At 61.5% G+C, this 25,007-nt stretch carries 25 protein-coding genes; 8 read left to right on the forward strand and 17 right to left on the reverse strand.

Features of this window, described 5'->3' with window-relative positions:
• Nucleotides 1-22: 22 nt before the first annotated feature.
• The 3 genes from AC1D3C_RS21120 to AC1D3C_RS21130 form a co-directional block, all read right to left on the reverse strand.
• The gene (locus tag AC1D3C_RS21120) at nucleotides 23-1,648 is read right to left on the reverse strand and encodes a cisplatin damage response ATP-dependent DNA ligase (RefSeq protein ID WP_477484214.1); all 1,626 of its coding nucleotides are present in this window, start codon (nucleotides 1,646-1,648) and stop codon (nucleotides 23-25) included.
• A gap of 268 nt (nucleotides 1,649-1,916) precedes the next feature.
• Entirely contained in the window at nucleotides 1,917-2,927 is a 1,011-nt protein-coding gene (locus tag AC1D3C_RS21125; protein WP_477484215.1) for a ligase-associated DNA damage response exonuclease, read from the reverse strand.
• Between the two features lie 37 nt (nucleotides 2,928-2,964).
• Nucleotides 2,965-4,497: an MDR family MFS transporter gene (locus AC1D3C_RS21130; RefSeq protein ID WP_477484216.1), complete on the reverse strand. Its 1,533-nt coding sequence runs from the start codon at nucleotides 4,495-4,497 to the stop codon at nucleotides 2,965-2,967.
• Between the two features lie 119 nt (nucleotides 4,498-4,616).
• Here AC1D3C_RS21130 and AC1D3C_RS21135 point away from each other — a divergent pair, with 119 nt between their 5' ends.
• Entirely contained in the window at nucleotides 4,617-5,168 is a 552-nt protein-coding gene (locus AC1D3C_RS21135; protein ID WP_477484339.1) for a MarR family winged helix-turn-helix transcriptional regulator, read from the forward strand.
• Between the two features lie 147 nt (nucleotides 5,169-5,315).
• Here the strand turns inward: AC1D3C_RS21135 and AC1D3C_RS21140 are convergent, their stop codons facing one another.
• Nucleotides 5,316-6,845, reverse strand: coding sequence for a sensor domain-containing protein (locus AC1D3C_RS21140; protein WP_477484217.1), 1,530 nt, complete (start codon nucleotides 6,843-6,845; stop codon nucleotides 5,316-5,318).
• Between the two features lie 226 nt (nucleotides 6,846-7,071).
• On the opposite strand from AC1D3C_RS21140, the gene AC1D3C_RS21145 reads away from it, so the two are divergent.
• Nucleotides 7,072-8,451: a TIGR03808 family TAT-translocated repetitive protein gene (locus AC1D3C_RS21145; protein ID WP_477484218.1), complete on the forward strand. Its 1,380-nt coding sequence runs from the start codon at nucleotides 7,072-7,074 to the stop codon at nucleotides 8,449-8,451.
• Here AC1D3C_RS21145 and AC1D3C_RS21150 read toward each other — a convergent pair.
• Entirely contained in the window at nucleotides 8,448-8,759 is a 312-nt protein-coding gene (locus AC1D3C_RS21150; RefSeq protein WP_038540868.1) for a type II toxin-antitoxin system RelE/ParE family toxin, read from the reverse strand. The two genes, AC1D3C_RS21145 and AC1D3C_RS21150, sit on opposite strands and share 4 nt — an antisense overlap.
• A complete protein-coding gene (locus AC1D3C_RS21155; RefSeq protein WP_038540865.1) occupies nucleotides 8,756-9,037 on the reverse strand; it encodes a ribbon-helix-helix domain-containing protein in 282 nt (93 codons plus the stop codon). The genes AC1D3C_RS21150 and AC1D3C_RS21155 overlap by 4 nt, the downstream gene beginning before the upstream one ends.
• Before the next feature lie 134 nt (nucleotides 9,038-9,171).
• Between AC1D3C_RS21155 and AC1D3C_RS21160 the strand changes: the two genes are divergently transcribed.
• Nucleotides 9,172-9,831, forward strand: coding sequence for a glutathione S-transferase family protein (locus tag AC1D3C_RS21160; RefSeq protein ID WP_038540860.1), 660 nt, complete (start codon nucleotides 9,172-9,174; stop codon nucleotides 9,829-9,831).
• A 4-nt stretch (nucleotides 9,832-9,835) separates the two neighbouring features.
• On the opposite strand, the gene AC1D3C_RS21165 is transcribed toward AC1D3C_RS21160, so the two are convergent.
• Nucleotides 9,836-10,732 (reverse strand): LysR substrate-binding domain-containing protein, encoded by an 897-nt coding sequence (locus tag AC1D3C_RS21165; RefSeq protein WP_477484219.1) that lies wholly within the window; start codon nucleotides 10,730-10,732, stop codon nucleotides 9,836-9,838.
• 101 nt (nucleotides 10,733-10,833) lie between these two features.
• Here AC1D3C_RS21165 and AC1D3C_RS21170 point away from each other — a divergent pair, with 101 nt between their 5' ends.
• Nucleotides 10,834-11,034, forward strand: coding sequence for a hypothetical protein (locus AC1D3C_RS21170; RefSeq protein WP_477484220.1), 201 nt, complete (start codon nucleotides 10,834-10,836; stop codon nucleotides 11,032-11,034).
• Nucleotides 11,035-11,112: 78 nt separating this feature from the next.
• On the opposite strand, the gene AC1D3C_RS21175 is transcribed toward AC1D3C_RS21170, so the two are convergent.
• Entirely contained in the window at nucleotides 11,113-11,745 is a 633-nt protein-coding gene (locus tag AC1D3C_RS21175) for a glutathione S-transferase family protein (RefSeq protein ID WP_477484221.1), read from the reverse strand.
• A gap of 67 nt (nucleotides 11,746-11,812) precedes the next feature.
• Nucleotides 11,813-12,169 (reverse strand): DUF4406 domain-containing protein, encoded by a 357-nt coding sequence (locus tag AC1D3C_RS21180; RefSeq protein WP_477484222.1) that lies wholly within the window; start codon nucleotides 12,167-12,169, stop codon nucleotides 11,813-11,815.
• A gap of 127 nt (nucleotides 12,170-12,296) precedes the next feature.
• Here AC1D3C_RS21180 and AC1D3C_RS21185 point away from each other — a divergent pair, with 127 nt between their 5' ends.
• Nucleotides 12,297-13,052, forward strand: a complete 756-nt coding sequence (locus AC1D3C_RS21185) for a DeoR/GlpR family DNA-binding transcription regulator (protein ID WP_477484223.1) — start codon at nucleotides 12,297-12,299, stop codon at nucleotides 13,050-13,052.
• Nucleotides 13,053-13,460: 408 nt separating this feature from the next.
• Here AC1D3C_RS21185 and AC1D3C_RS21190 read toward each other — a convergent pair whose 3' ends face one another.
• Both AC1D3C_RS21190 and AC1D3C_RS21195 read right to left on the reverse strand, forming a co-directional pair.
• Nucleotides 13,461-14,378: a LysR family transcriptional regulator gene (locus tag AC1D3C_RS21190; RefSeq protein ID WP_477484224.1), complete on the reverse strand. Its 918-nt coding sequence runs from the start codon at nucleotides 14,376-14,378 to the stop codon at nucleotides 13,461-13,463.
• A gap of 123 nt (nucleotides 14,379-14,501) precedes the next feature.
• On the reverse strand, nucleotides 14,502-15,509 hold the full coding sequence (locus AC1D3C_RS21195) for an asparaginase (protein ID WP_477484225.1): 1,008 nt from the start codon (nucleotides 15,507-15,509) through the stop codon (nucleotides 14,502-14,504).
• A gap of 94 nt (nucleotides 15,510-15,603) precedes the next feature.
• On the opposite strand from AC1D3C_RS21195, the gene AC1D3C_RS21200 reads away from it, so the two are divergent.
• Nucleotides 15,604-16,341 carry a DUF3750 domain-containing protein gene (locus AC1D3C_RS21200; protein WP_477484226.1) on the forward strand — a complete coding sequence of 246 codons (738 nt, stop codon included), beginning with the start codon at nucleotides 15,604-15,606 and terminating at the stop codon, nucleotides 16,339-16,341.
• Nucleotides 16,342-16,414: 73 nt separating this feature from the next.
• On the opposite strand, the gene AC1D3C_RS21205 is transcribed toward AC1D3C_RS21200, so the two are convergent.
• The 6 genes from AC1D3C_RS21205 to AC1D3C_RS21230 form a co-directional block, all read right to left on the reverse strand.
• Complete coding sequence (locus AC1D3C_RS21205) at nucleotides 16,415-16,561, reverse strand: DUF1127 domain-containing protein (protein ID WP_007751079.1); 147 nt, start codon at nucleotides 16,559-16,561, stop codon at nucleotides 16,415-16,417.
• Nucleotides 16,562-17,163: 602 nt separating this feature from the next.
• Nucleotides 17,164-17,445, reverse strand: a complete 282-nt coding sequence (locus AC1D3C_RS21210) for a helix-turn-helix domain-containing protein (RefSeq protein WP_038540835.1) — start codon at nucleotides 17,443-17,445, stop codon at nucleotides 17,164-17,166.
• Nucleotides 17,446-17,458: 13 nt separating this feature from the next.
• Nucleotides 17,459-17,770, reverse strand: a complete 312-nt coding sequence (locus tag AC1D3C_RS21215; protein ID WP_477484340.1) for a type II toxin-antitoxin system RelE/ParE family toxin — start codon at nucleotides 17,768-17,770, stop codon at nucleotides 17,459-17,461.
• A 36-nt stretch (nucleotides 17,771-17,806) separates the two neighbouring features.
• On the reverse strand, nucleotides 17,807-18,805 hold the full coding sequence (locus AC1D3C_RS21220; protein ID WP_477484227.1) for an NAD(P)H-quinone oxidoreductase: 999 nt from the start codon (nucleotides 18,803-18,805) through the stop codon (nucleotides 17,807-17,809).
• A gap of 102 nt (nucleotides 18,806-18,907) precedes the next feature.
• Nucleotides 18,908-20,713: a bifunctional diguanylate cyclase/phosphodiesterase gene (locus AC1D3C_RS21225; RefSeq protein WP_477484228.1), complete on the reverse strand. Its 1,806-nt coding sequence runs from the start codon at nucleotides 20,711-20,713 to the stop codon at nucleotides 18,908-18,910.
• A 173-nt stretch (nucleotides 20,714-20,886) separates the two neighbouring features.
• Complete coding sequence (locus AC1D3C_RS21230; RefSeq protein WP_247034219.1) at nucleotides 20,887-21,435, reverse strand: HdeD family acid-resistance protein; 549 nt, start codon at nucleotides 21,433-21,435, stop codon at nucleotides 20,887-20,889.
• A gap of 532 nt (nucleotides 21,436-21,967) precedes the next feature.
• On the opposite strand from AC1D3C_RS21230, the gene betC reads away from it, so the two are divergent.
• The gene (gene betC, locus AC1D3C_RS21235) at nucleotides 21,968-23,491 is read left to right on the forward strand and encodes a choline-sulfatase (RefSeq protein ID WP_477484229.1); all 1,524 of its coding nucleotides are present in this window, start codon (nucleotides 21,968-21,970) and stop codon (nucleotides 23,489-23,491) included.
• Between the two features lies 1 nt (nucleotide 23,492).
• Nucleotides 23,493-24,956: a betaine-aldehyde dehydrogenase gene (betB, locus tag AC1D3C_RS21240; RefSeq protein ID WP_477484230.1), complete on the forward strand. Its 1,464-nt coding sequence runs from the start codon at nucleotides 23,493-23,495 to the stop codon at nucleotides 24,954-24,956.
• Nucleotides 24,957-25,007 lie beyond the last annotated feature (51 nt).

The raw sequence follows: 25,007 nt of genomic DNA on the forward strand, positions 1-25,007 counted from the left end.
AACGATTCGGGAACGGCACCGCCTAATTCGCCTTGGCGTCCACCATTGCCGTCAGCGTCGAAAGCCGGTCGGCGTCGCGCGGCAGCTTGTCCTGGCGCAGGCGGGCGATCCGCGGAAAGCGCATGGCGACGCCCGACTTGTGGCGGGTCGAGCGGTTGATGCCCTCGAAGGCGACCTCCAGCACGAAACCGAAATCCGGTTCCGCACGCACCGCCCGGACCGGCCCGAAGCGATCGACCGTGTTGTCGCGCACGAACTTGTCGAGCACTTCGAGCTCCGCATCGGTAAAGCCGAAATAGGCCTTGCCGACCGGCACCAGCGCCTCGCCATCCGGCGTCTCGGCCCAGACGCCGAAGGTGAAGTCGGAATAATAGCTCGACCGCTTGCCGTGACCGCGCTGGGCATAAAGCATCACCGCGTCGATATTGTAGGGGTCGCGCTTCCACTTGAACCATGGCCCCTTGAGGCGGCCCGCCTGATAAGGGCTGTCCTTGCGTTTGATCATCACCCCTTCGATGACCGGATCGGGCGGCGCGACGCGAATGCGGTCGAGCTCGTCCCAGGTGGTGAACGGCACGAGTTCGGAGAGATCGAAACGGTCGTGCGGCGCCCGTTCGATCACGTCGCCGAGCCGCCTGCGGCGTTCGAAAAAGGTCTCGGCACGGATATCGCGGTCGCTTTCGAACAGCAGGTCGTAGGCACGCACGAAGGCGGGGTAGTCGTCGAGCATCTTGGTTGTCACCGTCTTGCGGTTCAGCCGCTGCTGCAGATCGGAGAAGGTGCGCGTCGGATTGTTGGACCGGGCGGTGCCGCCGACCAGCAGTTCGCCGTCGATGACGCCTTCGAAATTGATCGACCCGACGACATCCGGAAAGGCGCCGGTGATGTCGTCGCCGGAGCGGGAATAGAGCTTCTTCGTGCCGCCGTAGCTCGACATCTGCACGCGGATGCCGTCCCATTTCCACTCGGCGGCGTAATCGGCGGGATCCAGCTTTTCGAGATCGCCGGTCTCCACCGGATTGGCCAGCATGACCGAGTGGAAGATCGCCGGCGTGGCGAGGACCGGTTTGTCCGCCCTGCCCTCCAGCCAGGCAAAAAGCGGTTCATAGGGCGGGGTCAATCCGTGCCAGAGCGTCTCGATTTCGGTGACGTCCTTTCCGCTCATGTCCGACAGCGCCTGCTTGGCGAGGCGGGCCGAAACGCCGATGCGGAGCGCACCGGTGACGAGCTTCAGGAAAGCGAAACGGCTTGACGGGTCGAGCCTGTCGAGCAGGTCGCGGACGGCGGAGCGCACCTCGGTGCGGCCGAGCGAGTTCATTCTGGTGACGACTTCGCCGAGGCGCGGCTGGTGATCATCATCGATTTCGTCCTTGCGGGTGCCGTCCCAGACCAGCGAGATGGTCTCGGCGAGATCGCCGACATAGTCGTAGGAATACTGGAAGAGAACCGGATCCATGCGTTCCAGCACGAGGTCGCGTAGCATGGCGGGCTTGACGCTTTTCAGATCGAGGCCACCGGCCAATGCGGCTAGGCCGTAACCGCGGTCGGGATCGGGCGTATCGCGAAAATAGTCGGCGAGAAGGGTGAGCTTGCCGTTGCGGGACGGGGTGAGGACGAGGCGGTCGAGGAGGGTGGCGAAGGGTTTCATGAGCCAGCCTCCCGAAGAAAGACCCCTTCTGGCCTGCCGGCCATCTCCCCCACAAGGGGGGAGAAGACTCGTGGCAATGCCTTGCCTCGATCTCGACGGAAACGCGTGGCAGCGAAGCCCCTCCCCCTTGTGGGGAGGGGTTGGGGAGGGGTTTTGTCTTTGAAGAATGGCAATGGCCATACCACTTGCCGATCTCCCCCCTTGAKGGGGAGATGCCCGGCAGGGCAGAGGGGGGTACTGGTGGCACAACGAATATTGTCGATCCCCATCAATCCCCCTCGTCCTCGTAACCAACCAGATGCAGCGGCCTTGCCGGAATGTTCTTCAGCTCGCACCAGCGCACCAGCGCCTCCTCGCGGCCGTGTGTCACCCACACTTCGGATGGACCGATCTCCTCGATAGTCGACAGCAGTTCCGGCCAGTCGCAGTGATCGGAGATGACCAGCGGCAGTTCGACGCCGCCCTGCTTGGCGCGCTGGCGCACCATCATCCAGCCGGAGGCAAAGGCGATCAGCGGTTCGTTGAAGCGGCGCGCCCAGCGATCCTGAAAGGCCGAGGGCGGACCGACGATGACGGCGCCCCTGAAAGCGTCGGGGCTGCTCTTCTCGACGGTCGCAGGCCTTATATCGCCGAGGTCGATGCCCTGGCCGACATAATAATCGCAGAGTCTTGCGAGCGCGCCATGGATGAAGATCGGCTCGTGATACCCGCAATCGCGGATCAGCCGGATGACCCGCTGCGCCTTGCCGAGCGCATAGGCGCCGACGAGATGGCTGCGTTCGGGGAACTGTTTCAGCGAGGTCAGCAGCTTGTCGATCTCGTCTTTCGGATCCGGGTGGTGAAAGACCGGCAGGCCGAAGGTCGCCTCGGTGATGAAGACGTCGCAGGCGACCGGCACGAAAGGTGCGCAGGTGGGATCGACGCCGCGCTTGTAATCGCCCGAAACGACAATGCGCAGACCTTGCCTCTCGATGGCGATCTGGGCCGAGCCGAGTACATGGCCGGCGGGGTGAAAACTCACCCGCACGCCTTCGACATCGATCTCCTCACCGAAGGCGGCTGCCTGCTCCTCGCCGCAGAAATCCTCGCCGTAACGAAGCCGCATGATGTCGAGCGTCTGGCGGGTCGCCAGAACCTTGGCATGGCCGGCGCGGGCGTGGTCGGAATGACCGTGGGTGATCAGTGCCCGCTCGACGGGACGGACCGGATCGACATGGAAACGGCCGATGGGGCAGAACAGCCCGGCCGGGGTGGGATGAAGCAGCGCCTCTGGTTTCATGTCCTTGAAGATAGGGCAAAAACGGTCGGACGCCAGATCACTCCGAGGCGGTGGCCGGCTTCTTTTCGGCGATCACCGCCTGCGGCAGGCGGACCGGTTTCAGCATCAGGGCGGCGATGAGGCCGATCAGCGCCATGGCGCTGCCGGCCATGAACACGGGCGTGAAGGCCTCGGTGTAGAGCGTGTGGACCGCGATCCGCGACGGTTCGGGCAATGCGAGCATCATCAGCGGCGTCAGCGAGCCGATATCCTCGACGCCGGGGATGCTGGTGCCGACGCCCCGGATGCCGGCGGCGACGATCGCGCCATAGACCGAGATGGCAATCGAGGCGCCGGCCATGCGCATCAGCGTCACGGCGCCGGTGGCGGCACCGACATCCTCGCGGGGGGCTGAATTCTGAACGCCGATGATCGGCGCCTGCTGGCCGAAGCCGATCGCCAGGCCCTGCATCAGCATGAAGCCGAGGATGACATAGATCGGGGTACCGACCGGAAGCTGCGAGAAGATGAACAAGGCAACGATATTCAGCGACAGGCCGATCAGCGTGAACGGCTTGTAGCGGCCGGTGATCGAGATCAGCCGGCCGGTCGACAGCGAGCCGATGACGATGCCGAGGGTCGTGGCGACAAAACAGAAGCTTGCGGTCGTCGGCGACAGACCGGTGGTCGTCTGCAGGAAGAGCGCGAAATAATTGGCCATGCCGATCGCCACCGCGCCGGTACAGAAGGAGACGATCAGGAACAGGGAAAAGGTCGAATCGCGGAACAGTTTCAGTGGTACGATCGGCTCCGGCACCTTCCCCTCGATGAAGACCCAGACCACGGCGCAGAGCGCGCCCGCTGCCACGACCACCATCGACTGCCAGGCGACCAGCGAACCGAACAGCGTGACGCTATCGGCCCAGACGACAATGCTCGCAACGGTTCCCGCCAGCAGGACGGCGCCGAGATAGTCGATCTTCGGCTTGCGGATCGGGCGGCGATAGGGAAGCAGAAGCGATATGCCGGTGACCGCGATGATACCGATCGGCAGGTTGATCAGGAAGATCGACCGCCAGCCGAACAGTTCGCTCATCGTGCCGCCGAGCAGAGGGCCGAGGCTGCCGGAGGCCATGATCACCAGGCTCGAATAGCTCTGGTATTTCGCCCGTTCCCGCGGCTCGAACAGGTCGGCGTTGATCGAGAAGATCGACACCATGATGCCGCCGCCGCCAAAGCCCTGCAGCACGCGCGAGGCGATCAGCGAATCCATCGACCAGGCAAGCCCGCAGGTGAGCGAACCGACGGTGAAGATGACGATCGCCGCCAGCATCACGTATTTGCGGCCGAACAGATCGCCGAGCTTGCCGTAGATCGGCATCGACGTGCTGCTGGCGAGGAGATAGGCCGACCCGATCCAGCCAAAACGCTCCAGTTCGCCGAACTCGCCGACAATCGTCGGCAACGCCGTCGAGACGATCTGGTTGTCCAGCGTCGCCATGAACAGCGCCGTCAGCAAAAAACAGAAGATCACCAACCGCTGGCGGTGGTTGGCGACGAGCGGCACATGGGCCGGACGGGTCATATCCATGGGTCAATCCAAAGTGTCCTAAAATTTATGTGCCTTCAGCATATAATTGTCAACGGCACTTTGATGCGCAGGGCAAAGAACGGTTGGAAAGCTTTATGGGCTTTGATATGTTCGGCGGCATGACGAGCAAGAGCCTTTTAAACCCGAAACCCGCTGCCGCCTCACCCTCCCCCGAGGACGTGGCCCGCGTGAGCGAAATGCTCGGGCGGATGCGGATCCTGATCGGCCGGCGGATCATCGGCCGCACGGCGATTGCCAATATCGCGCCGGGCCTGGAAATTTCGCATCTCGACGTGCTGGATGTGATGCGCCGCATCGAAGGCGAGGTGACGGTGGGGGCGATCGCCGAGGCGATGCGCATCGACCCCTCGCGCGGCAGCCGGCTGGTGGCCGATCTCGTCGCCCGCGGCATCCTGCGCCGCGACGCCTCCCAGGCGGACGGCCGCCGTTCGCTGGTCGTGCGCACCGAACTGGGCGACGGCCTGCTGGCCGAGATCCGTTCCGTCAAACGCTCCCTGCTGGCACGTGTCCTGGAGGACTGGCCGGAAGACGAACTTCACACATTCTCGCTGCTGTTCGAAAAATTTGTATCGAGTTACGAAGAGGTCTTCGTGACGCCGGAAAAATCGCCGGACGACGCGCTCTCCGAGGCGTCTCCGCCAATGCCATAAGCTTCCGGCATTGCGGGAGACATTGCTACTGAGATGTCCGTGACGAGACCTCGACACTTCGCTCGAAGCGGCAGCCGAAGAACTGCACAAACAGGGCTATTGGTTAGCCCGGCGATATCTCGGTAGCTCCCATCCTGATAAGGACGCCTAAATGCCGAGGCCATCGCCCGGCACATGCGAGACCCGCAGGCGGTCGCGGCCGAGATCCTTGGCTTCGTACATGGCACGGTCGGCGCGGGCGAGCAGTTCTTCGGGCGTTTCACCATCCTGCGGGAAGAAGGCGACGCCCATGCTGCAGGTGGCGGTGACGCTCTGGTCGTCGATGACTATCGGCTTCGAGATCGCGGTTCGCAATTCCTGAAGCCGGCGCATCAATCCGAGTTCGTCGTGACTGACATTGCTGAAGACGATCGCGAACTCGTCGCCACCAAGGCGAACCAGAAGATCGGTGACGCGGACGCAGTTGACCATGCGCCACGACAGCGTTTTCAACACCTCGTCGCCGGCCGCGTGACCCAGCGTATCGTTGATCTGCTTGAAATTGTCGAGGTCGAGATAAGCGACCGTGACCTTGCGTTTCTCGCGGCGGGCCTCATGCAGGGCGCGGCTGAACTGCGCCCAGAACAGCGTCCGGTTCGGCAGGCCGGTCAGCGGATCGTGATGGGCCATGTGGTGGATGCGTTCTTCCGAGCGGGCGCGCTCGATGGCGATGCCGGCAATATCGGTCGCCATCGCGGTCAGCTCGAGTTCGAGCTCAGTCGGTTCGCGCGGCGCGTCGGAATAGAGCCCGAACGTGCCAAGCACTCGCCCGTCAGCGCCCATGATCGGCGTCGACCAGCAGGAGCGAAAACCGAACCTCAGCGCCAGTTCGCGATAGTTGTCCCAGAGCGGATCGGTCAGCACGTCCTTGACGAAGACAGGTTCGCGCCGCCAGGCGGCGGTGCCACAGGAGCCGACCTTCGGGCCGATCTCGATGCCATCGATCAGTTTCACATAGGCCGGCGGAAGGCGTGACGCCGAGCCGTGACGCAGCCGGTCCGTACCTTCTTCGAGAAACAGGACCGAGGCCGTGACGTCGTCCAGCTCATCCTCCACCGTTTTGACCAGCGCATCCAGAACCGCCGTCAAAGGCTGGCCGCGGGCGATCATCTCGAGAAGACGCGCATGGCCGTGCCGGCGGTCGTCCTGGCGCTTGCGCTCGGTAATGTTGCGGGAAATGCCAACCAGGCCAACGATCTGGCCGTGAACATCGCGCAGCGGCATTTTGGAGGTGGTAAGCCAGAGCACACGGCCATCGCCGAGCTTGACGCGCTCCTCGCGACCGTCGATCGCCACACCGGTCGACATGATCTCCTGTTCGATGAGAAACAGTTCGCGTGCGGTTTCATGATCGAGAATGTCGAAATCCGTCTTGCCGATCAGGTCGTTGCCTTCATGCAGCTTGCTGCTGCGGCCGGCCGCGGCATTGGCAAAGACGAAGCGGCCGCGACGGTCCTTTACGTAAATGAAGTCCGGGAGCTGGTCGAGAAGGGTACGGGTTTCCAGTTCGAGCGTGACCAGGGCAACGTCGAGGTCGATATCGCTGTCGGTGGAAACGCGCAGGAGACGGCTGCAGAGCTCGTCGAGCGGATCGGGGGCAAACGTCAAGGGCATGCTATGCGACATGGGTCCCGCCATCCGAGTGCCTCCTTTTCATTTTCAACAGAAAATACGCGGGAACTCGCGCCAATTGCCCTATAGCATGACGGAGAATTCCTTATCGTTGCTTAAAATCATCGTGAAATTGCCATGATTGAAGCTTGGGCAGAAGTCTTTTTACTGAGCTGTCCAAGACTTTTAGCGTAATAACAATATAAAGGACTGGCATAGAAAATGCTTTATTGACGCCAGGAGGAGGCGCTGGATGATTTCGAGACGGGCGGCGTTGACGATGATCGCGGGTGCGGCGGCTGCCGGAACCTTGCCTCCCCGCGTTTTCTCCGCCTCACAAGGCTTTCCGTCGGTCGACCTGCGCGGCTCGATCGATGCCGGTGCGCATGGCGTCACCCCTGACGGTGGAGACAAGCAGAACCGCAAACTCGCAGAGATTATCGCCAAGGCGGCGCGCCAGAACATGCCGGTCTTCCTGCCGCCCGGAAACTACCCGGTGTCCAATCTCGACCTGCCCGAAGGTACGCGCATCACCGGCGTACCGGGCGCGTCGCGGCTCGTCTATTCCGGTGACGGACGGATGCTTACGGCCGACGGGGTGCGCCGCATCGAGCTTTCCAACATCGTCATCGACGGAGCGAGCCGCCGGCTCGACGACCAGAGCCCGGCGCTCGTCACCATGCGCGGCATCAGTGAGATCGTCATCGACAATTGCGAGATCATCGGAGCGCGCAAGACGGGCGTGCAAATCGAACGCTGCGGCGGGCGGATCGAGCGGAGCCGAATTTCCGGAGCCGCGGAATATGGCCTCTATGCCGTCGAGAGCACCGGGCTTTCGGTCAACGGCAATACGGTTTCCGACTGCGGCAACGGCGGCATTCTCATCCATCGGTGGACCAAGGGCGCCGACGGTACGATTGTTTCCGGCAATCGTATCTCCCGGATCGGAGCAACAAACGGCGGCACCGGTCAGTATGGCAATGCGATCAACCTGTTCCGGGCCGACAACGTGATGGTGACCGGCAACCAGATCTCGCATTCGGCCTTTTCGGCGATCCGTGCCAACAGCGCCTCGAACGCCCAGATCGCCAGCAATACCTGCCTCGCCTCCGGCGAGACGGCGATCTATGCGGAATTCGCCTTCGAGGGCGCCATGGTGTCGGGCAATATCATTGACGGCGCGGCGAACGGCATCTCTGTTGTCAATTTCAACGAGGGCGGCCGGCTGGCGACCGTCGCCAACAACATCGTCCGCAACCTGAAGCCCACCGGTCCCTATGTGCTCGACGAAGCGATCTTCGGCGTCGGCATCAGCGTCGAGGCGGACACCGCGGTGACCGGCAACGTCATCGAGAATGTGCCGCTCTGGGGCATGGCGCTCGGTTTCGGTCCGTACCTGCGCAACGTGCTTGCCAGCAACAACATCGTCCGCCAGGCGAAAGTCGGCTGCGCGGTGACCGTCGTCGAAGGGGCCGGAAGCGCGCTGATTTCCGGTAACCTGTTCGAGGCGGTGAAGGACGGCGCGGTGATCGGCCATCGCTGGAAGGCGCCATCCACGGCAGAGCTGGCTCGCGGAGACGGTCAGGCCCAGGGGTTCAAGCATCTGACGATCGAGAACAACCGGATTGTTTAGTCGAGATCGCTGGAAGCGTCGCCGAAATCAATATTGCGGCCGCGATGGAAGATGCGGGCGATAACGACGACATCGCCTTTAACCTGAAACGCGATGGTCGCTTTGCGCCGGTATCCGACGAGACGCAGGCCCGGCCTCTTGTTGGAGAAAACGCCGCGTTCGGGAAAGGTTTCAAAGGAGTAACAGTAGTCGATCAACCGATCGACGTATCGCTTGGCAACTTTCTCCCCCGCGGCAGGTACCAAGTACTCCAAGAGCTCCGCGACGTCCTCTTCGGCATCATCCGAGAACAAGACCGTATACTTCATGCCTCTGGATCGACCAGTTTGTCGACGCGGGCATGCAGCCTTCTACGTGCCTCCTCAAGCGGCATGACCTTGGAGGGATCCGCTTCGATCTCATCCAGCGTCGGCACCACTTCCTCAACCAGCCACTTCTCGATTGCCGCATCGCGGGCGAGCAGCGTGCGCAGGCCGTCACGAATGACTTCGCTTTCGGTGGCGTATTCGCCGGAGGCGACCTTGGACTTGACCATCTGCGCCATTTCGAGCGGCAGGGTGATGCTGAGCGACTGGGTGGTGCGCATGATCGGCTACTTTCCAGGAAATCGGACACGATTAAATCCTATCGAAAACTTTCATAGCAGTCCAATGCGGATTGGTCTTCCGTTTTGCGCGCCCTGCCCATAGCTTGCGGCCTGCATTTCAGGAGGGACATTGAATGCTGAAAATCTATGGTGTTTACCGCTCGCGCGCCACGCGGCCGCTCTGGCTTATCGAAGAGCTGGGTATTCCTTTCGAACATATTCCGATCATCCAGGGTTATCGCCTGCCCGAGCCGATGGCACCGGGCGCACCGGTCAACACGCTGTCGCCGGAATTCCTGAGCGTCAACCCGATGGGCTCGATCCCGTCGATGGACGACGACGGTTTCGTGCTGCACGAATCGCTCGCCATCACGCTTTACCTCGCCCGCAAATACGGCGGCGAGCTCGGCCCGAAGGATATCGCCGAGGAAGGCCAGATGGTGCAGTGGTCGCTGTTCGGTGCGACCAGCATCGAGACCCCGGCGCTGAAGATCTCCGCCACGATCGCCGGTGGCCGCGCCGAGACCGAGGAAGGCAAGGCGGATATCGAAGTGGCGGCCCGCACCCTGAAGCGGCCGTTCGACGTGCTCGAAAAGCACCTGTCCAAGAACGGCCACATGGTCGGCGGCCGCTTTACCGTGGCGGACATCAATGTCGGAGAAGTCGTGCGTTATGCACAAGGATATGCGCCGCTGTTCGACAGCCGCCCGGCGTTGAAGGCGTGGATCGAGGCTGCCCAGGCTCGCTCCGGTTTCAAGGCAATGTGGGACAAGCGCACCGCCGAACCGGCGTAACGCTTTAATCCCGGCTTTTCGTGAGCGGCGGCAGCTCCGTCTTCAGCCACTCCCGGAAAGCCCTCACCTTCGCCGGCATCCTAGCGCCGGCGCGGGTGACGAGATAATGCCCCATGCCGGTATGTGCCCGTATCGAAAACGGCTCGACCAGCCGCCCCTGTTCCAGCGCGTAGGTGGCGAGCGTATGCCAGGCGAGCATCACGCCCTGCCCCGCAATCGTCGCATCGAGGCAGAGCGAGGCGTCGTTGAAGACATGGCGCGTCGCCATGCCGGCACCGGACAATCCCGCCTCGTTCAGCCATATCTCCCAGGAAAACATCGAGGGGCCGTCGATGATCGCCGGCAGTTTCAGGATATCCTTCGGCTCCTTGAGCTTTTCAGCGAGTGCCGGGGAGCAGACCGGAAACACCGTCTGCTCGATCAGCAGTTCGGCATCGACGCCCGGCCAGGTCCCCGGCCCGACGCGGATGCCGAGATCGATATCGTCGACGCCAAGGTCCGCGAGCCTGGTCGTGGCGTCCATGCGCAGGCGGATTTCCGGGTGCAGGCTCGAGAACCGATCGAGCCGGTGGACGAGGAACCGCGCTGCAAACACAGGTGCGACAGAAATGGTCAGCAGCGCATCGTCCTGGCGCTTGCCGATCGCCACCGCTTCGGAAAGCGCATGGAAACCTTCGCTCAATCGCGCCAGCATGGGGCGGGCCGCATCGACCGGCATCATGCCCTTCGGCAGGCGTTGAAAGACCGGCTGGCCGAGTTGGGCCTCGGCCTTGATGACCTGTTGGCTGACGGCACCGACCGACACGCCGAGTTCGTCGGCAGCCGCCTGCAGCGAGCCCAGGCGCCCGACCGCCTCCAGCGCCCGCAAGCCGTTGAGATGCACGAGGTTGAGATTGTTCATATAGATTTTCTATAGTCTTCTTCTCAAGAACTCAATTGAAAATGCGAGCAACAGAGCCGATATTACCGTTGCAAATGGTAACAATTTGCGAGGTAACGGTCATGGTACCGCTGAAGATTTTCTTGAACCTGAAAACCTGGTTGGAAACGCCCGAAACATTGACGGACCTGCAGTCGAACGACCCGTTCCGTCATCCCGACATCCGCGCGATGGACCTGCGGCAACTCGCCGACCTGCCCTTCCCGCGCCCGCTTCACGCTGACACGAATCGCAACAACGCGCCTCTCGCGAAATGCGCCTGATGCTCACATGATCCACGACCCCGAGGGGCGGATCATGTGGCTGACGTGAACCCGTATTTAAGCCGCCGTCTTCCGGCGTTAGACCGCGGTCGCCGCAGCCTGTTCGGCCAGGGCGCGCTGAACGGCGGGACGCTGTTTCATCCGCTCGTAGTGCGCATTGACCTTCGGAAAATCCGCACGGTCGAGCTTCATGTTGGCGAGCCAGTCGGTCATCAGGTAGAGATAGGCGTCGGCGACCGAATAGGTTTCGCCGAGCACATAGGGACCTTCGAGCAACGAGTCCTCGATCACCTGAAAACAATCGTGGAAGACCTTTGGTGCCTTGGCGGCCATGTCGTCGAAGGAGGACTGGTTGTCCGCCCAGCGATAACCGCGGCGCCAATGGGCATAGGCGACATGCACCGTCGAGGCGATATAGGCGTTGAACGCCTGCATCTTGCCGAACAGGAACGGGTCGTCGAGTGGTGCCAGCTTCGCCTCGGGTGCGGCCTGGGCGATGAAGGCGAGGATCGCGACGGACTCGGTGATAACGCCTCCGTCGGTTGCGAGTGCCGGAACGCGGCCCTTGGAATTGATCTTCAGGTAGGCTTCCGACTGCTGTTCCTTGTCGGCGAATTTCACCCATTTGATCTCGTAGGGAAGACCGGATTCGGCGAGCGCGATGTGGCTGGCCAGTGAACAGGCATTGGGCGAAAAGAACAGCGTATACATGAAAATCCTCCTTTGGACCGCGCCGTTCTAGCACGGTTTTTTCAGGTTAGAAGTCTCAAACCAGCGATCAACTGACGCCCGGCACATCCTCCAGCCGATGCCAAACCGGAATCCCCCGCTCGTTGGCGATCCGTACGTCGTTGTCGGCGCCCTTGGAGGCACCCGGCAGACGCAGGACGCCCTCGCAGAGTTGCAGCAGACGACCGGCGACCGGGTGAAATATCTCCTCGTAAAGGTCGTCGCCCACATGTTTTCCGCCGGCCGCATGCCAGATCGGCAGCGCCACCCATTCGCCGATCATCGGCACATGGCCGGCCTTGAACAACGCATGCGACGGCGCTTCGAGCCGCTTCAGGTTCTCGGCCATCTTCTGAGGGTCGTCTCCGGTGCCGGAGCGGTAGGGACCAGCGATCAAAATCAACATCTTCGTTTCTCCAAACTTGTCCGCAATCATCGCGGAATCGCACGAACATGCCGGAAATGCTTTACATCGTTCGCATTTTCAGGCACATTCGTTCTTATTCATGCAATTTCGTGCAGAGTCAAGAGCCATGCTGACAAGCCAACGCAAGAGCCTCATCCTCGACATGCTGCGCCGGGAGGGGCAGGTCGTCGCCAAACGGGCGGCGGAAGAATTTTCGCTTTCCGAGGACACGATCCGGCGGGACCTTCGGGAAATGGCGGCGGAAGGGCTGCTGCGGCGGGTGCACGGCGGAGCGATGCCGATCGCGCCCGACCTGCCGGATTTTTCGGCCCGGCGGGCGGTGTCATCGGATGTAAAGCAGCGGCTCGGCGCAAAGGCGGCCGGGATGGTGCGCGAGGGGCAGACAATCTTTCTCGACGGCGGAACGTCGACCGCGGAAATCGCCCGCTCCCTGCCCCGCGACCTTGCCTTCACCGTGGTCACCCATAGTCCGACGATCGCCGCAGAACTCGAACACCATCCGACGGCAGAGGTGATCCTGATCGGCGGGCGGCTTTACAAACATTCGATGGTCGCGACAGGTGCGGCGGCAATGGCGCAGATCGCGCTGATGCGGCCGGACATATTCTTCCTCGGCATCACTGCGGTACATCCCGCCCGCGGGCTTTCGACCGGCGATTTCGAGGAGGCGGCGATCAAGCGCCATATTGCCGCCTGCTCCACAGAGACCATCACGCTCGTCACGGAGGAGAAGCTGGATGCGGTCTCGCCGCATGTGATCATGCCGGTTTCGGCATTGTCGGGCATGATCGTGCAGGAGGGCATCGACGAGGAGCGGCTGGCGCCTTACAGGACTTTGGGTATCGCCTTGCTGGAAACCTGAGGCCCGCCGTCGAGAGCCGGCCCAAGCGGCTTTCTCACCAGTGGGCGACAGGCCATGCGAAAACATTCGACAAAGACACGGCGGATTGCGGCGTTCCGCAATTGGCCGGCCAGTCGTCCGTGATGCCTTATCACGCTCGAAGTAACGATAGGCGGGCGAACTTCCTGCCGCTTCGGCAACAGGCGTGCGTATATCATTTTGCTTCCGCCTTCCTTTGCCGGACGCGGCCATGAACGACGTCTTTGGCGCCGGAGAACAATCGCGGGCGGAAGACAGTGACGATCATGGGGCGGGCTCCTCTAAACACCGGGAAACGACACGCGGGGCCGCGTCGTGGGCGATCCGGTCCGTTCCAGAAGAGGATGAGCGCCGCTCAACTATAAATCAAATGCATTGTTTCTATAATGATTATACCTCGCACGAGGAGCTCTCGAGCCTCTTCGTCAAGGCGTTCGCCAGTCGATCGACCGCCGGGTCGAAGCGTCTCGGCATAGCGCTGCGGACCAGGGTGACGGTTGCGGGGATGACGAAATCCATCACCGACAGGATCTGCCGGCCTTCGCGATGCGGGCTGTGCTCGAACAAACGGCGCGGGACGAGCGCGAGACCTCCCACCTTAGACAGAAGCGACAGCTGAAGATCTTCCCCGAAAATCTCGGCGGCGATTCGCATGGGAAGCTGCTGGCGATCGAAAGACCGCACCAACGCTGCACGACATCCACATCCCGGCGGGTTGAGAAACCAATCTTCCTCCGCCAGATCCCTCAGGCGCCACGGACTGCCGTCCCGTTTTGTGGGGAGGCGCGACGCAGAAACCACGACGACCTGTTCCGCGCCGAGCGCGATACGCTGCAGCCCGGCTGGGACCGTGTGGTCGTCGGTCAACAATCCAACGGCGCAATCGATGGCGCCACTCCGCACTTCTTCGATCAGGCCGACGCTCCAATTCGAACTGATCTGGAGTCGCAGGCGCGGCAAATCCTGCCGAAGCGTTTCCAGCGGCGTGCTGAGAACTATCTCTCCCAGGCCGTGGGCCACCCCGATCTTCAGTTCGCCGGCCGGATCGGCGGCGCTCGTCGTACAGGCTTCCAACTCTGTCACGGCAGCAAGCACGCGCCGGCAATGTTCGAGAACATGGCTGCCAAGCGCCGTCAGTATGGCAGGCTTCACCGTGCGATTGAAGAGGAGGCCTTCTCCCACAGCGATTTCGAAGCTTTGGATGCGCCGCGTCATAGCGGGCTGGGTAAGATTGAGGCGTGCTGCCGCGCGGCTCACGGAGCCCGTTTCCGCCACTGCCACGAAGGCCTCGATATCTTGAAGATTCATGCTCTGAATTTATAAACGTGAGCAGATTATGTGCAAGCGAGAATATCTAAAAGGTGGCGAGAAGAACCGTCCCTCCGCTTGATGAGGGAGGGCGCTGCCACGCCCACCCTGCCGGCGTCGACCTCACGCAAACAGCGCGTCGGTCACCCTGACATCACCCACATGGATGCCGTTCCAGTTCTTCATCGGCTTGTTGGCCATCGCCATCAGATTGGCGTGCACCTCGCTGCCCTTTTCGAAATAACGGGCGATCAGAGCGAAGATCATCGCTTCGGCGGCGCGGGTGGTGCCGTCCTCGCATTTCACCGCCATGGCGATGCCCTGATCCGGAAGCGCGGCGACGAAGACGCCTTCGGCGCCGGTCTTGGCAAAGATCTTACCCGGCGCGACTTCCATCAGCCTGGTGCAGGCGCGGTTGGTGCCGGCGACATAAAAGGGCTCGGCCATGCAGGCTTCCATCAGCCGGCGCGAGGCCTTGGCACGTTCGGCCGACAGGGTGTTGCCAGTCGCCATTTTTGCAAAACCGTGGGCAAGGCCCTTCAGCGGCACCGCATAGGTGGGGATCGAGCAGCCGTCGGTGCCGCAGTTCTGGTGGCCGATGATGGCGCCGGTCAGGGTTTCCATCGTGCCGCGGATTTCGGCCTGCAGCGGATGGTCGTAGTCGACGTAGCCTTTCAGATCCATTCCCGTGTGGACGCAGGTGCAGACGAAGCCGGAATGTTTGCCGGAGCAGTTGTTGTGAAGTGCCGTCGGGGCCTCGATGGTGCGGGCCTGATGGATCAGCACCGCCTGTTCCGAGGACCAATGGGCGCCGCATTCGAGCACGCTGTCGTCGCGGCCGGCCTTGCTCAGCATCGAGGCGGCCATCGCCACATGCGCGTCCTCGCCGGAGTGGGAGGCGCAGGCAAAGGCGAGTTCCTTGTTGCCGAAGCCATAGGCGTCCGCCGCACCGCTTTCGATGAGCGGCAGCGCCTGCATGGCCTTGCTGGCGGAACGGGGGAAAACATGCGCGTCCGCCTCGCCGAACGAGAACAGCACCTTGCCGTCACCATCGACGACCGCGCCGAGCCCGCGATGGCGGCTTTCGACCAGGTTGCCTCTAGTGACTTCGACGGTAACGGGGTTTTGCATGGTCTGTCCTGAAATTGCCGGTTTCAATGTGCCTATCGTCTGGCGATATCACAGGCTCTTAAACGAGTCCGGCGGGATTTTCATGGGGGACCGTATGAAATCGGTTAAGCGGTTATTTCTGGTCATCTTCATCGTCTATCTGGTTCCGACCTTCGCGTCGGCTGGGTTATGGGCGATCAAGGACCGGCCGTCGCGCTGGCGCGATGCGCGATGGTCCTCGGCCGGTATATTGCCGAAGCCCGAGACGAGCAACGAAGCGGCGATCTACGTCTTCTCGGCGATGACGGGAGGCATGAAGGGCGCGGTCGCAAGCCATGCCTGGATCGCCTTCAAGGAAAAAGGCGCGAAAACCTATACGCGCTTCGACAAGGTGGGCTGGGGCAGTCCGATCCGCCGCAACGGCTATTCGCCTGACGCCTACTGGTATTCCAACACGCCGCAGTTCGTCACCTCGGTGACCGGCTCGAAGGCGGAACTGCTGATCCCCAAGATCGAGGGCGCGATCGCCGCCTACCCCTATGCGGAACCGGGCGGCTACACGATCTGGTCGGGACCGAACTCCAACACGTTCGTCGCCCATGTGCTGCGGACCGTGCCGGAGCTCGACGCCGTGCTGCCGCCGCATGCAGTCGGGCGCGACTATCTGCCGGACGGCGAATTCATTCATGTGGACGACGACTGGCGCGACGTGCATGTGACCGTGCGCGGCCTCATCGGCCTATCGGCCGGCCTGCGCAGCGGTTTCGAGGTGCACTTCCTCGGCCTGGTCGCAGGCCTCGATTTCGCCAATCCCGGCATCAAGGTGCCGGCACTCGGGCGGATCGGGATTTAAGATGGCAGCTATGCATGAAATGCAAAACGCCCGCGGATGCGGGCGTTCGACATAAATAGATGTCAGATGGCGATCAGAAGCCGACGGCCTGACGCGCAACCCGGCGGATATCGCCCTGGGCGATGCCGAGATCGTTGAGTTCGCGCGGTGTCATACGGCCCAGTTCGGCAACCGTCTGACGATACTTGCGCCAATTGTTGAGAGTGCGTGCGACGTTCATGATGGTTCCCCTTTCCTGGGATTTTCGAAGCTTGAGCGCCAGTCCTTGGCGCTCTCGTTTGCTTCGATGACGCTTATATAAGCTCATCAAACGTGCACTGAAAGCGCCCACTTAGCAGGCCACCTATGCGAGGGGCGCATGGGTATTCTCATATTAGAAATAATGAAAAATGAAGAGCCGCCAGCCAGTAAAGCGGCTTTGAATGAAGGGCCATAAATGGAAAAGGGCCGCTCGAGGCGACCCTTCCATGAGTTTGGTCCGGTTGAACGAACCCGGGGCGCTTCGTGAGCTCCCCGAAGGAAGATGAGGTTCAGGCCGAGGGTTGCCCCGTCAAGACCGCCACCTTTCCATTGCCCGTTGCACAGACCGAAATCTCACTAGACATTGGATCACCTTCCTTTCACTACGTTGACGATGATTAAAAGGTAGGGGCCAAAGCCTTCTTCTGCAAGCCACGTTATATAAACGATCGCGAATTTAATTGAGTTGCGGAAGCGACCATCCGCCCCTAGAATTCGCCAGCTTTGATCGAGGCAGATTCTCCCCTTCAGCTCAACGTCACAACGATCTTGCCGATTTCCATCAGCTTGTGGGATCGGAAATCAGGCTGCGTCCGCGATATCCAGCCGGACGGAAAGCCCAACTTTCCCAGCCAATTCAACGAGTGCGTCCAGGCTGAAATTTGCAATCCTGCCCCGCAGCAAGTCGTTCAGGCGCGGCTGAGTGATGCCGAGGCGAGCCGCGGCATCCTTCTGGGTCACATTCCAGTTCCGGACCTTCTGCTCGATCGCAATCAGCAGGGCCGAACGCATGGACATATTGGCCGCTTCCGCCGGGGTGTCTTCCAGCGCGTCCCAGACATTTGAAAAGCTCTGACGTTCCATAGGTCCAATCCAATCAGATCTGCCGCAGACGCGCGGTGGCGATATCCAGATCCCGCTTTGCCGTCTGCTGTGTCTTCTTCTGAAATGCATGCAGCACGTAGACGGCGTCCTCTATCCTAGTCACGTAGATGACGCGAAAAGCGCCCGCTTCGTCTCGAATGCGGATTTCCCGCACACCCGCTCCGATCGTCGTCATGGGCTTCCAGTCGCTCGGCTCAAGGCCGAGTTGAATTTTATGCAACTGGACGCCCGCCTCCTTACGGGCGACCTCCGGAAAGTCCCGCAACTGCTCCAGGGCATCACCGAGAAAAACGACCGACTTCATCATTTATACCAAAACTGATATAATTTGACAAATTTGTCAAAGCGTCACCACGATCTTGCCGATATGGCTGCTGGTTTCCATCAGTTTGTGGGCCTCAACGACCTCTGCGAACGGCAAGACGGAGTGGATGACCGGCGCGACCGTTCCGTCTTCCAGGAGCGGCCAGACCTCAGCCAGGAGATCGTCGCGGATAGCGCGTTTTTCGTCCGCGGTGCGCGGGCGCATGGTCGAGCCGGTGACCGTCAGGCGCTTGACCATGATCGGCGACAGGTTGACCTTTTCAGCGACGTTGCCGCCGAGGAAAGCGATGATCGAGAGGCAGCCGTCCTTGGCGAGAACCGAGAGGTTCTTTTCGAGATAGGCCGCGCCGATCATGTCGAGCACGACATCCACTCCCCGGCCGCCGGTTTCCGCCTTGATGACCTCGGCGAAATTCTCGGTCCTGTAGTCGATGCCTTTCACGGCGCCGAGCTTTTCGCAGGCCTCGCATTTTTCCGTGGAGCCGGCCGTCGCGTAGACCGTCGCGCCGAACGCTTTGGCGAGCTGGATGGCCGTCGTGCCGATGCCGCTGGTGCCGCCGTGGATCAGCACGCTCTCGCCTTCGGTCAGGCCCGCCATCTGGAATAGATTGGCCCAGACGGTGAAGAAGGTTTCCGGCAGCGCCGCGGCCTTGACTGCGTCAAAACCCTTCGGCCAGGGCAGAGCCTGCCCCGCCGGCACGACGCAATATTCCGCATAACCGCCACCGTTTGCGAGCCCGCAGACCTTGTCGCCGAGCTTGAATTCGCTAACGCCCTCGCCAAGCGCTACCACTTCGCCGGATATTTCCAGGCCGAGGATCGGGCTTGCATCCTTCGGCGGCGGATAGGCGCCCTTGCGCTGCTGCACATCGGGACGGTTGATGCCCGCCGCCTCGACCCTGACCAGGATTTCGCCCGGCCGCACCGCCGGCAGCGGACCGTTCGCGATGGTCATCACCTCCGGCTCTCCGAAGGACGGCAGATCGACGAAACGCATTTCGGTGGGAAGCGGCATGGAAGGACTCCTCTCAGAACCAGCCATCGACTTACGGCCGGCGTCGGGCACTGACTTAGGACAGTCCCCGGCTGATAGGAAGGCGGCGTTCCGCCGCCTAGGTCATTTTGTCTCGCCGAAACTCGCGAAAAACAGACCGGCTTCGTTTTCCTTGGCCTGCGCCTTGACGGTGGCGATTTCCGCGCCGATGCGGCCGACATCGTCGAGCAACAGGCCCTGGGGCAGTTCAAGCACGCCGATCGAGCAGCGCAGCAACGGAAAATCCCGCTCGGCGCCGGAGCGGTCGTGGCCGCGGATCTTGCCGGCAGCACGCTCTTCCGGGGAATAGAGCTGGACGACGTCGTCGTGGAAATCGGAGAGCAGGCGGCCGAGGATTTCATTGAGTTCGTCGCGGGTCCAGTCGCAAACACCGATGAAGAAGTCGTCGCCGCCGACATGGCCGAGGAAATCGCCGTCGGAGAAGAAATAACGCTTCACCAGGGCGGCAAACAGCGAGATCGCATGGTCGCCCATCTGGAAGCCGTAATGATCGTTGAACGGCTTGAAGTTGTCGAAGTCGCAATAACAGAAGAAGCGGGTCTCGTCGTCGTCGCGGCCGGTTTCCTGCATGAAATCGCGGATGGCGCGGTTGCCCGGCAGGCCGGTCAGCGGGTTCTGGTCCTGGGCGATCTTCAGCTGCTTTTCGTTGATGACCTTGATCAGCGAGGCGGCCGAGACGACCCCCGCGTAGCGCATGTTTTCGGTGAGAATGACGCAGGCGCTGTTTTCCATGTTGGCGAACAGGCTCATCAGTTCTTCGGCTTCCGCATCGAGCCCGACGATCGGGGCGCGGTCGACGAAATGCGAGATCGAGCGTTCGTAGACCTTGTTCTTCAGGAGATCGCGGCCGAAGGGCTGATAGATATATTCCTTGAGGTGATATTCGTTGATGACGCCGCGCGGCTCGCCGTTTGCATTCAGCACCGGGAAGAACGCCTGGCGCGGATTGCGGCGGAACAGGTCGAAGACGCTGTCGATGCTCTGGTTCTCATAGACGGTCGGCAGGTGTTCGATCTGCTTGCGGATGAGGATTTCGTCGAGCGACTGGCTGGAGCGACGGGTACGGCCGATATCGGCGAGATAGGGGAAGGACGGCTGCAGTTCGGACACGAATGTCGTCGGCCGGGCAATGAACCAGCCCTGGACGAGATCGACGCCGTATTCGCGGCAAACGAGGAATTCCGCTTCCGTCTCGATGCCCTCGGCAATGACGCGGATGCCGAGCACGTGGGCGATGCTGACGATGTTCTTGACGAGGTGGCGCTTGCGCGGGTTCTTGTCGATGCCGGCGACGAAATGGCGGTCGATCTTCAGATAATCGACCGGATAGTCGCACAGCAGTTTCATTTCGCCATGGCCGACGCCGAAGTCGTCGATCGCCAGCTTGAAGCCTTCCTTCCGCATCTGGGTGACCAGATCGGCGAATTCCGGCACGCTGGTATTGTCGAAACGCTCGGAGAACTCGAAGCAGACGGAGGACGGGGCGATATTCGCCTTGCGCAGGTGCTGCACGACCTTTTCAAGGAAATGTTTGCCGTGGCGGATCAGCCGGACGTCGAGATTGAGGAACAGCGTCTGGGACGAGAAATCCGGCAGGCTGGCGAATTTCGCCAGCGCCCGGGTTGCCATCATCTGTTCGAGTGCCAGAAGCTGGCTGGTCTCCTGGGCCTCATCGAGCAGTTCGAGCGGCGAGGAGAAACCGATCCGTTCCTGGCCGCGCAGCAGCGATTCATAACCAAAGACGGAACCGGTGCCGACTTCGACGATCGGCTGGAAGGCATTTTCCAGAACCAGTTTTGCCAGGGTGACAAGCTGATCGCTCGCATACCGGCGGAAAACGCCCGGTTCCAAGATGGCCGCAGACGACATTACTCATTACTCCACTGCGCAATGGCCTAAAACATGCCTAAAACACGAATGTCAGGTTCCCGGAAATTGGTCAAAAATACCTTTCCCGAACATGAAGCTTGGATGAAAGTTTTGTGACGATAAAAGGCATTTTTATGCAATATTTGAAAGGCTTAACCGCAACCTCACGTGCTTCAGGCCTTGGCCGCAAGCGCCAGCGCAATCAGTGCCCAGCCCTGTATCGTGAGATCGATCGCCAGGAACAGGCCGAGGATCCAGAGGCTGTTGACCGGCCAGCCGAAGGCGATGACGAGACCCGCAAGCCCTGTTATGACGCCGCCGAAAATGAACCATCCGGAACCTCGCATCGGCCGCATCTTGAGCCCGATCCAGAGGCGAAAAATGCCCGCGACGATCAGCGCCATCGCTATGAAGAAGGTAACGATGGCGGCGGTCAGCGCCGGATTCCAGAAGGCGAGCAGACCGGCAATGGTATAGAGGATGCCGCTTGCCGCCCAGAACAGGATATGATCCCAGCCTTTCACCTGGAAAGCATGGACGAGATAGGCGATGCCACCCGTCAGCATCATCATGCCAATGTAAAAGACCGACGCGACGGTCGCCACCAAGAGATTGGCGAGGGCGAGAAAACCGAGGATCAGCAACAGAATGCCGAGGGCCAGAAACCAGCCCCACTTATCACGGACCGTCGCGACCGACGGCGTATCCAGACCAAACGTCATGGCCAACCCCCTTTTGCAAGAACCTCACCCGAACATTAAGGGATAAGATGTGGAGTAGGCTTGATCCGGGTCAACGGCGCGCTTTTGCGACAGGAAGGTTCGCAATCGCTTCTTGATTGGCGCGAGGATCAAAAATAACTCATTTCACTGAGGGAATCTAAGGCACGATCGAAATGGTGACCGCCAAGAGACGAAGCGTAACGAGCACCCTCCCCGAAGGCGGCATTGCAGGTGATGACGTATCGCGGCCCATCCGCAGCAGAGCGCGCGGCTGGATCCTCGGGTCAAGCCCGAGGATGACGACAGAGAGGCCCAAGATGACGACGGAGAGGCCCCGGGATGACTACGGAGAGGGAAGTGCGACAGATGCCCAAAGAGACCTCTGAGCGAATTGCAACGTTTCCTATTTCGCCGATCGATCCCATACGCTCCGTCATCCTCGGGCTTGACCCGAGAATCCACGCCCCACCAAGCGGCATGCTATGCGTGACAATCCGCGCCTTGGGCGCCCACGTCGACTTTTGAGGACAGCATGACCAAACCCAATATCCTCATCGTCATGGTCGACCAGCTGAACGGGACGCTGTTTCCCGATGGGCCGGCTTCGTTCCTGCATGCGCCGAACCTCAAGGCGCTTGCCGCGCGCGGCGCCCGGTTTGTCAACAATTACACGTCCTCGCCGCTCTGTGCGCCGGCGCGTGCCTCGTTCATGGCAGGACAGCTGCCGAGCCGGACGCGGGTCTATGACAATGCCGCCGAATATGTCTCGTCGATCCCGACCTTCGCGCATCACCTGCGCCGCGCCGGTTATTACACGGCACTTTCGGGAAAGATGCATTTCGTCGGGCCGGACCAGCTGCACGGGTTCGAGGATCGCCTGACGACCGATATCTATCCGGCCGATTTCGGCTGGACGCCGGATTATCGCAAGCCGGGTGAGCGGATCGACTGGTGGTATCATAATCTCGGTTCGGTGACCGGCGCGGGCGTCGCCGAAATCACCAACCAGATGGAATATGACGACGAAGTCGCCTTTCTCGCCAACCAGAAGCTCTATCACCTCGCCCGCGAGCGGGACGATGCGAAGCGGCGCCCCTGGGCACTGACCGTCTCCTTCACCCATCCGCACGACCCCTATGTGGCGCGGAAGAAGTTCTGGGATCTCTACGAGGATTGCGAGCACCTACTGCCGGACGTCGGGCCGATCCCGCTCGAAGACCAGGACCCGCATTCGAAGCGGATCATCTTTTCCTGCGACTACAAGAATTTCGACGTGACGGAGGAGAATGTCCGCCGCTCGCGAAGAGCCTATTTCGCCAACATCTCCTATATCGACGAGARGGTCGGCGAGCTGGTTGACACGCTGACGCGGACGCGGATGCTGGATGACACGCTGATCCTGTTCTGCTCCGACCATGGCGACATGCTGGGCGAGCGCGGGCTGTGGTTCAAGATGAACTTCTTCGAGGGCTCGGCCCGCGTGCCGCTGATGATCGCCGGTCCGGGCGTGCCCGCTGCCCTGCATCTGGCGCCGGTTTCCAATCTCGACGTGACGCCGACGCTCTGCGACCTCGCCGGCATTTCGATGGACGAGATCAAGCCCTGGACGGATGGCGAGAGCCTGAAGCCGATGATGGAGGGTGTTCCGCGCACGAGCCCGGTGCTGATGGAATATGCCGCCGAAGGTTCCTATGCGCCGCTCGTAGCCATCCGCGAGGGCAAATGGAAATATGTCCATTGCCTGCTCGATCCGGACCAGCTGTTTGACCTGGAAAGCGATCCCCGGGAGCTCAACAACCTCGCCGACGATCCGGACTTTGCCGAGGTCGTCGCTCTGTTCCGGCGCCAGCGCGAGGAGCGGTGGGACATGGGTGCCTTCGACGCGGCGGTGCGGGAAAGCCAGGCGCGGCGCTGGGTGGTCTACGAGGCGCTGCGCAACGGCGCCTATTATCCCTGGGACCACCAGCCCTTGCAGAAAGCATCGGAGCGCTACATGCGCAACCACATGAACCTCGACAATCTCGAAGAGTCCAAACGCTACCCGCGCGGAGAATGAGATGAAAGCCCAACCGATCGCCAGCCATTTCATCGATGGCGAATATGTCGAGGATACCGACGGCACCGTCATCGAAAGCCTCTATCCGGCGACCGGAGAGGTGATCGCGCGGCTGCATGCGGCAACGCCCGCGGTCGTCGAGAAGGCAATTGCAGCTGCCAAGCGCGCCCAGCCGGAATGGGCGGCCATGAGCCCGACCGCCCGCGGCCGCATCCTCAAACGCGCCGCCGATATCATGCGGGAGCGCAACCGTGAGCTTTCCGAACTGGAGACGCTCGATACGGGCAAGCCGATCCAGGAAACCATCGTCGCCGACCCGACCTCGGGCGCCGACAGCTTCGAATTCTTCGGGGGTATCGCAGCGGCAGGACTCAACGGCAGTTATATCCCGCTGGGGCAGGACTTTGCCTATACGAAACGGGTGCCGCTCGGCGTCTGCGTCGGCATCGGCGCCTGGAACTATCCGCAGCAGATCGCCTGCTGGAAAGGCGCCCCGGCGCTGATCTGCGGCAATGCCATGGTGTTCAAGCCTTCGGAAAACACGCCGCTCGGGGCGCTGAAGATCGCGGAAATTCTCATTGAAGCCGGGTTGCCGAAGGGGCTCTACAACGTCATCCAGGGCGATCGGACGACCGGGCCGCTGCTGGTCAACCATCCGGATGTCGCCAAGGTGTCGCTGACCGGCTCGGTGCCGACCGGCCGCAAGGTGGCCGCCGCCGCTGCCGCAAGCCTCAAGCATGTGACGATGGAGCTCGGCGGCAAGTCGCCGCTGATCGTCTTCGACGACGCCGATATCGACAGTGCGATCGGCGGGGCGATGCTCGGCAATTTCTATTCGACCGGCCAGGTCTGCTCCAACGGCACCCGCGTCTTCGTGCAGCGGAGCATCAAGGAGACATTCCTGTCGCGGCTCAAGGCACGCACCGAAAACATGGTGATCGGCGATCCGATGGACGAGACGACCCAGATCGGGCCGATGGTCTCCTTCGACCAGCGCCAGAAGGTGATGAGCTATATCGAAAAGGGCAAGGCCGAGGGTGCCACGCTCGTCACCGGCGGCGGCATTCCCAATCACGTCACCGGCGAGGGTTATTACGTGCAGCCGACCGTTTTCGCCGACGTGACCGACGAGATGACGATCGCCCGTGAGGAGATTTTCGGGCCTGTCATGTGCGTGCTCGATTTCGACGACGAGGCGGAGGTGATCGCGCGGGCCAACGGCACGGAGTTCGGCCTTTCGGGCGGCGTGTTCACCAGCGATCTGACGCGTGGGCACAGGGTGGCGGATCAGTTGGAAGCCGGGATGCTGTGGATCAACATCTACAATCTCTGCCCGGTAGAAATCCCCTTCGGCGGCTCCAAGCAATCCGGCTTCGGACGCGAAAATTCGCTGGCGGCGCTGGAGCATTATTCCGAGCTAAAGACGGTCTATGTGGGCATGGGCAAGGTCGAGGCGCCGTATTGATGTTCACCACGGCTGTCGTCGCGCAAGTCCGCCCCCCTCTGGCCTGCCGGC

Source organism: Neorhizobium sp. P1_A6, from assembly GCF_056406795.1.

Bases quoted from the DNA above. Each gene is read 5' to 3' on its own strand.
- AC1D3C_RS21205 (WP_007751079.1), bottom strand. From the start codon at position 16,561: ATGAACGTCGCACGCACTCTCAACAATTGGCGCAAGTATCGTCAGACG.
- AC1D3C_RS21135 (WP_477484339.1), top strand. From the start codon at position 4,617: ATGACGAGCAAGAGCCTTTTAAACCCGAAACCCGCTGCCGCCTCACCC.
- AC1D3C_RS21140 (WP_477484217.1), bottom strand. From the start codon at position 6,845: ATGGCGGGACCCATGTCGCATAGCATGCCCTTGACGTTTGCCCCCGAT.
- AC1D3C_RS21160 (WP_038540860.1), top strand. From the start codon at position 9,172: ATGCTGAAAATCTATGGTGTTTACCGCTCGCGCGCCACGCGGCCGCTC.
- AC1D3C_RS21200 (WP_477484226.1), top strand. From the start codon at position 15,604: ATGAAATCGGTTAAGCGGTTATTTCTGGTCATCTTCATCGTCTATCTG.
- AC1D3C_RS21130 (WP_477484216.1), bottom strand. From the start codon at position 4,497: ATGGATATGACCCGTCCGGCCCATGTGCCGCTCGTCGCCAACCACCGC.
- AC1D3C_RS21190 (WP_477484224.1), bottom strand. From the start codon at position 14,378: ATGAATCTTCAAGATATCGAGGCCTTCGTGGCAGTGGCGGAAACGGGC.
- AC1D3C_RS21195 (WP_477484225.1), bottom strand. From the start codon at position 15,509: ATGCAAAACCCCGTTACCGTCGAAGTCACTAGAGGCAACCTGGTCGAA.
- AC1D3C_RS21170 (WP_477484220.1), top strand. From the start codon at position 10,834: ATGGTACCGCTGAAGATTTTCTTGAACCTGAAAACCTGGTTGGAAACG.
- AC1D3C_RS21215 (WP_477484340.1), bottom strand. From the start codon at position 17,770: ATGAAGTCGGTCGTTTTTCTCGGTGATGCCCTGGAGCAGTTGCGGGAC.
- AC1D3C_RS21165 (WP_477484219.1), bottom strand. From the start codon at position 10,732: ATGAACAATCTCAACCTCGTGCATCTCAACGGCTTGCGGGCGCTGGAG.
- AC1D3C_RS21120 (WP_477484214.1), bottom strand. From the start codon at position 1,648: ATGAAACCCTTCGCCACCCTCCTCGACCGCCTCGTCCTCACCCCGTCC.
- AC1D3C_RS21150 (WP_038540868.1), bottom strand. From the start codon at position 8,759: ATGAAGTATACGGTCTTGTTCTCGGATGATGCCGAAGAGGACGTCGCG.
- AC1D3C_RS21220 (WP_477484227.1), bottom strand. From the start codon at position 18,805: ATGCCGCTTCCCACCGAAATGCGTTTCGTCGATCTGCCGTCCTTCGGA.
- AC1D3C_RS21125 (WP_477484215.1), bottom strand. From the start codon at position 2,927: ATGAAACCAGAGGCGCTGCTTCATCCCACCCCGGCCGGGCTGTTCTGC.
- AC1D3C_RS21145 (WP_477484218.1), top strand. From the start codon at position 7,072: ATGATTTCGAGACGGGCGGCGTTGACGATGATCGCGGGTGCGGCGGCT.
- AC1D3C_RS21180 (WP_477484222.1), bottom strand. From the start codon at position 12,169: ATGTTGATTTTGATCGCTGGTCCCTACCGCTCCGGCACCGGAGACGAC.
- AC1D3C_RS21155 (WP_038540865.1), bottom strand. From the start codon at position 9,037: ATGCGCACCACCCAGTCGCTCAGCATCACCCTGCCGCTCGAAATGGCG.
- AC1D3C_RS21210 (WP_038540835.1), bottom strand. From the start codon at position 17,445: ATGGAACGTCAGAGCTTTTCAAATGTCTGGGACGCGCTGGAAGACACC.
- AC1D3C_RS21185 (WP_477484223.1), top strand. From the start codon at position 12,297: ATGCTGACAAGCCAACGCAAGAGCCTCATCCTCGACATGCTGCGCCGG.
- AC1D3C_RS21225 (WP_477484228.1), bottom strand. From the start codon at position 20,713: ATGTCGTCTGCGGCCATCTTGGAACCGGGCGTTTTCCGCCGGTATGCG.
- betB (WP_477484230.1), top strand. From the start codon at position 23,493: ATGAAAGCCCAACCGATCGCCAGCCATTTCATCGATGGCGAATATGTC.
- AC1D3C_RS21175 (WP_477484221.1), bottom strand. From the start codon at position 11,745: ATGTATACGCTGTTCTTTTCGCCCAATGCCTGTTCACTGGCCAGCCAC.
- AC1D3C_RS21230 (WP_247034219.1), bottom strand. From the start codon at position 21,435: ATGACGTTTGGTCTGGATACGCCGTCGGTCGCGACGGTCCGTGATAAG.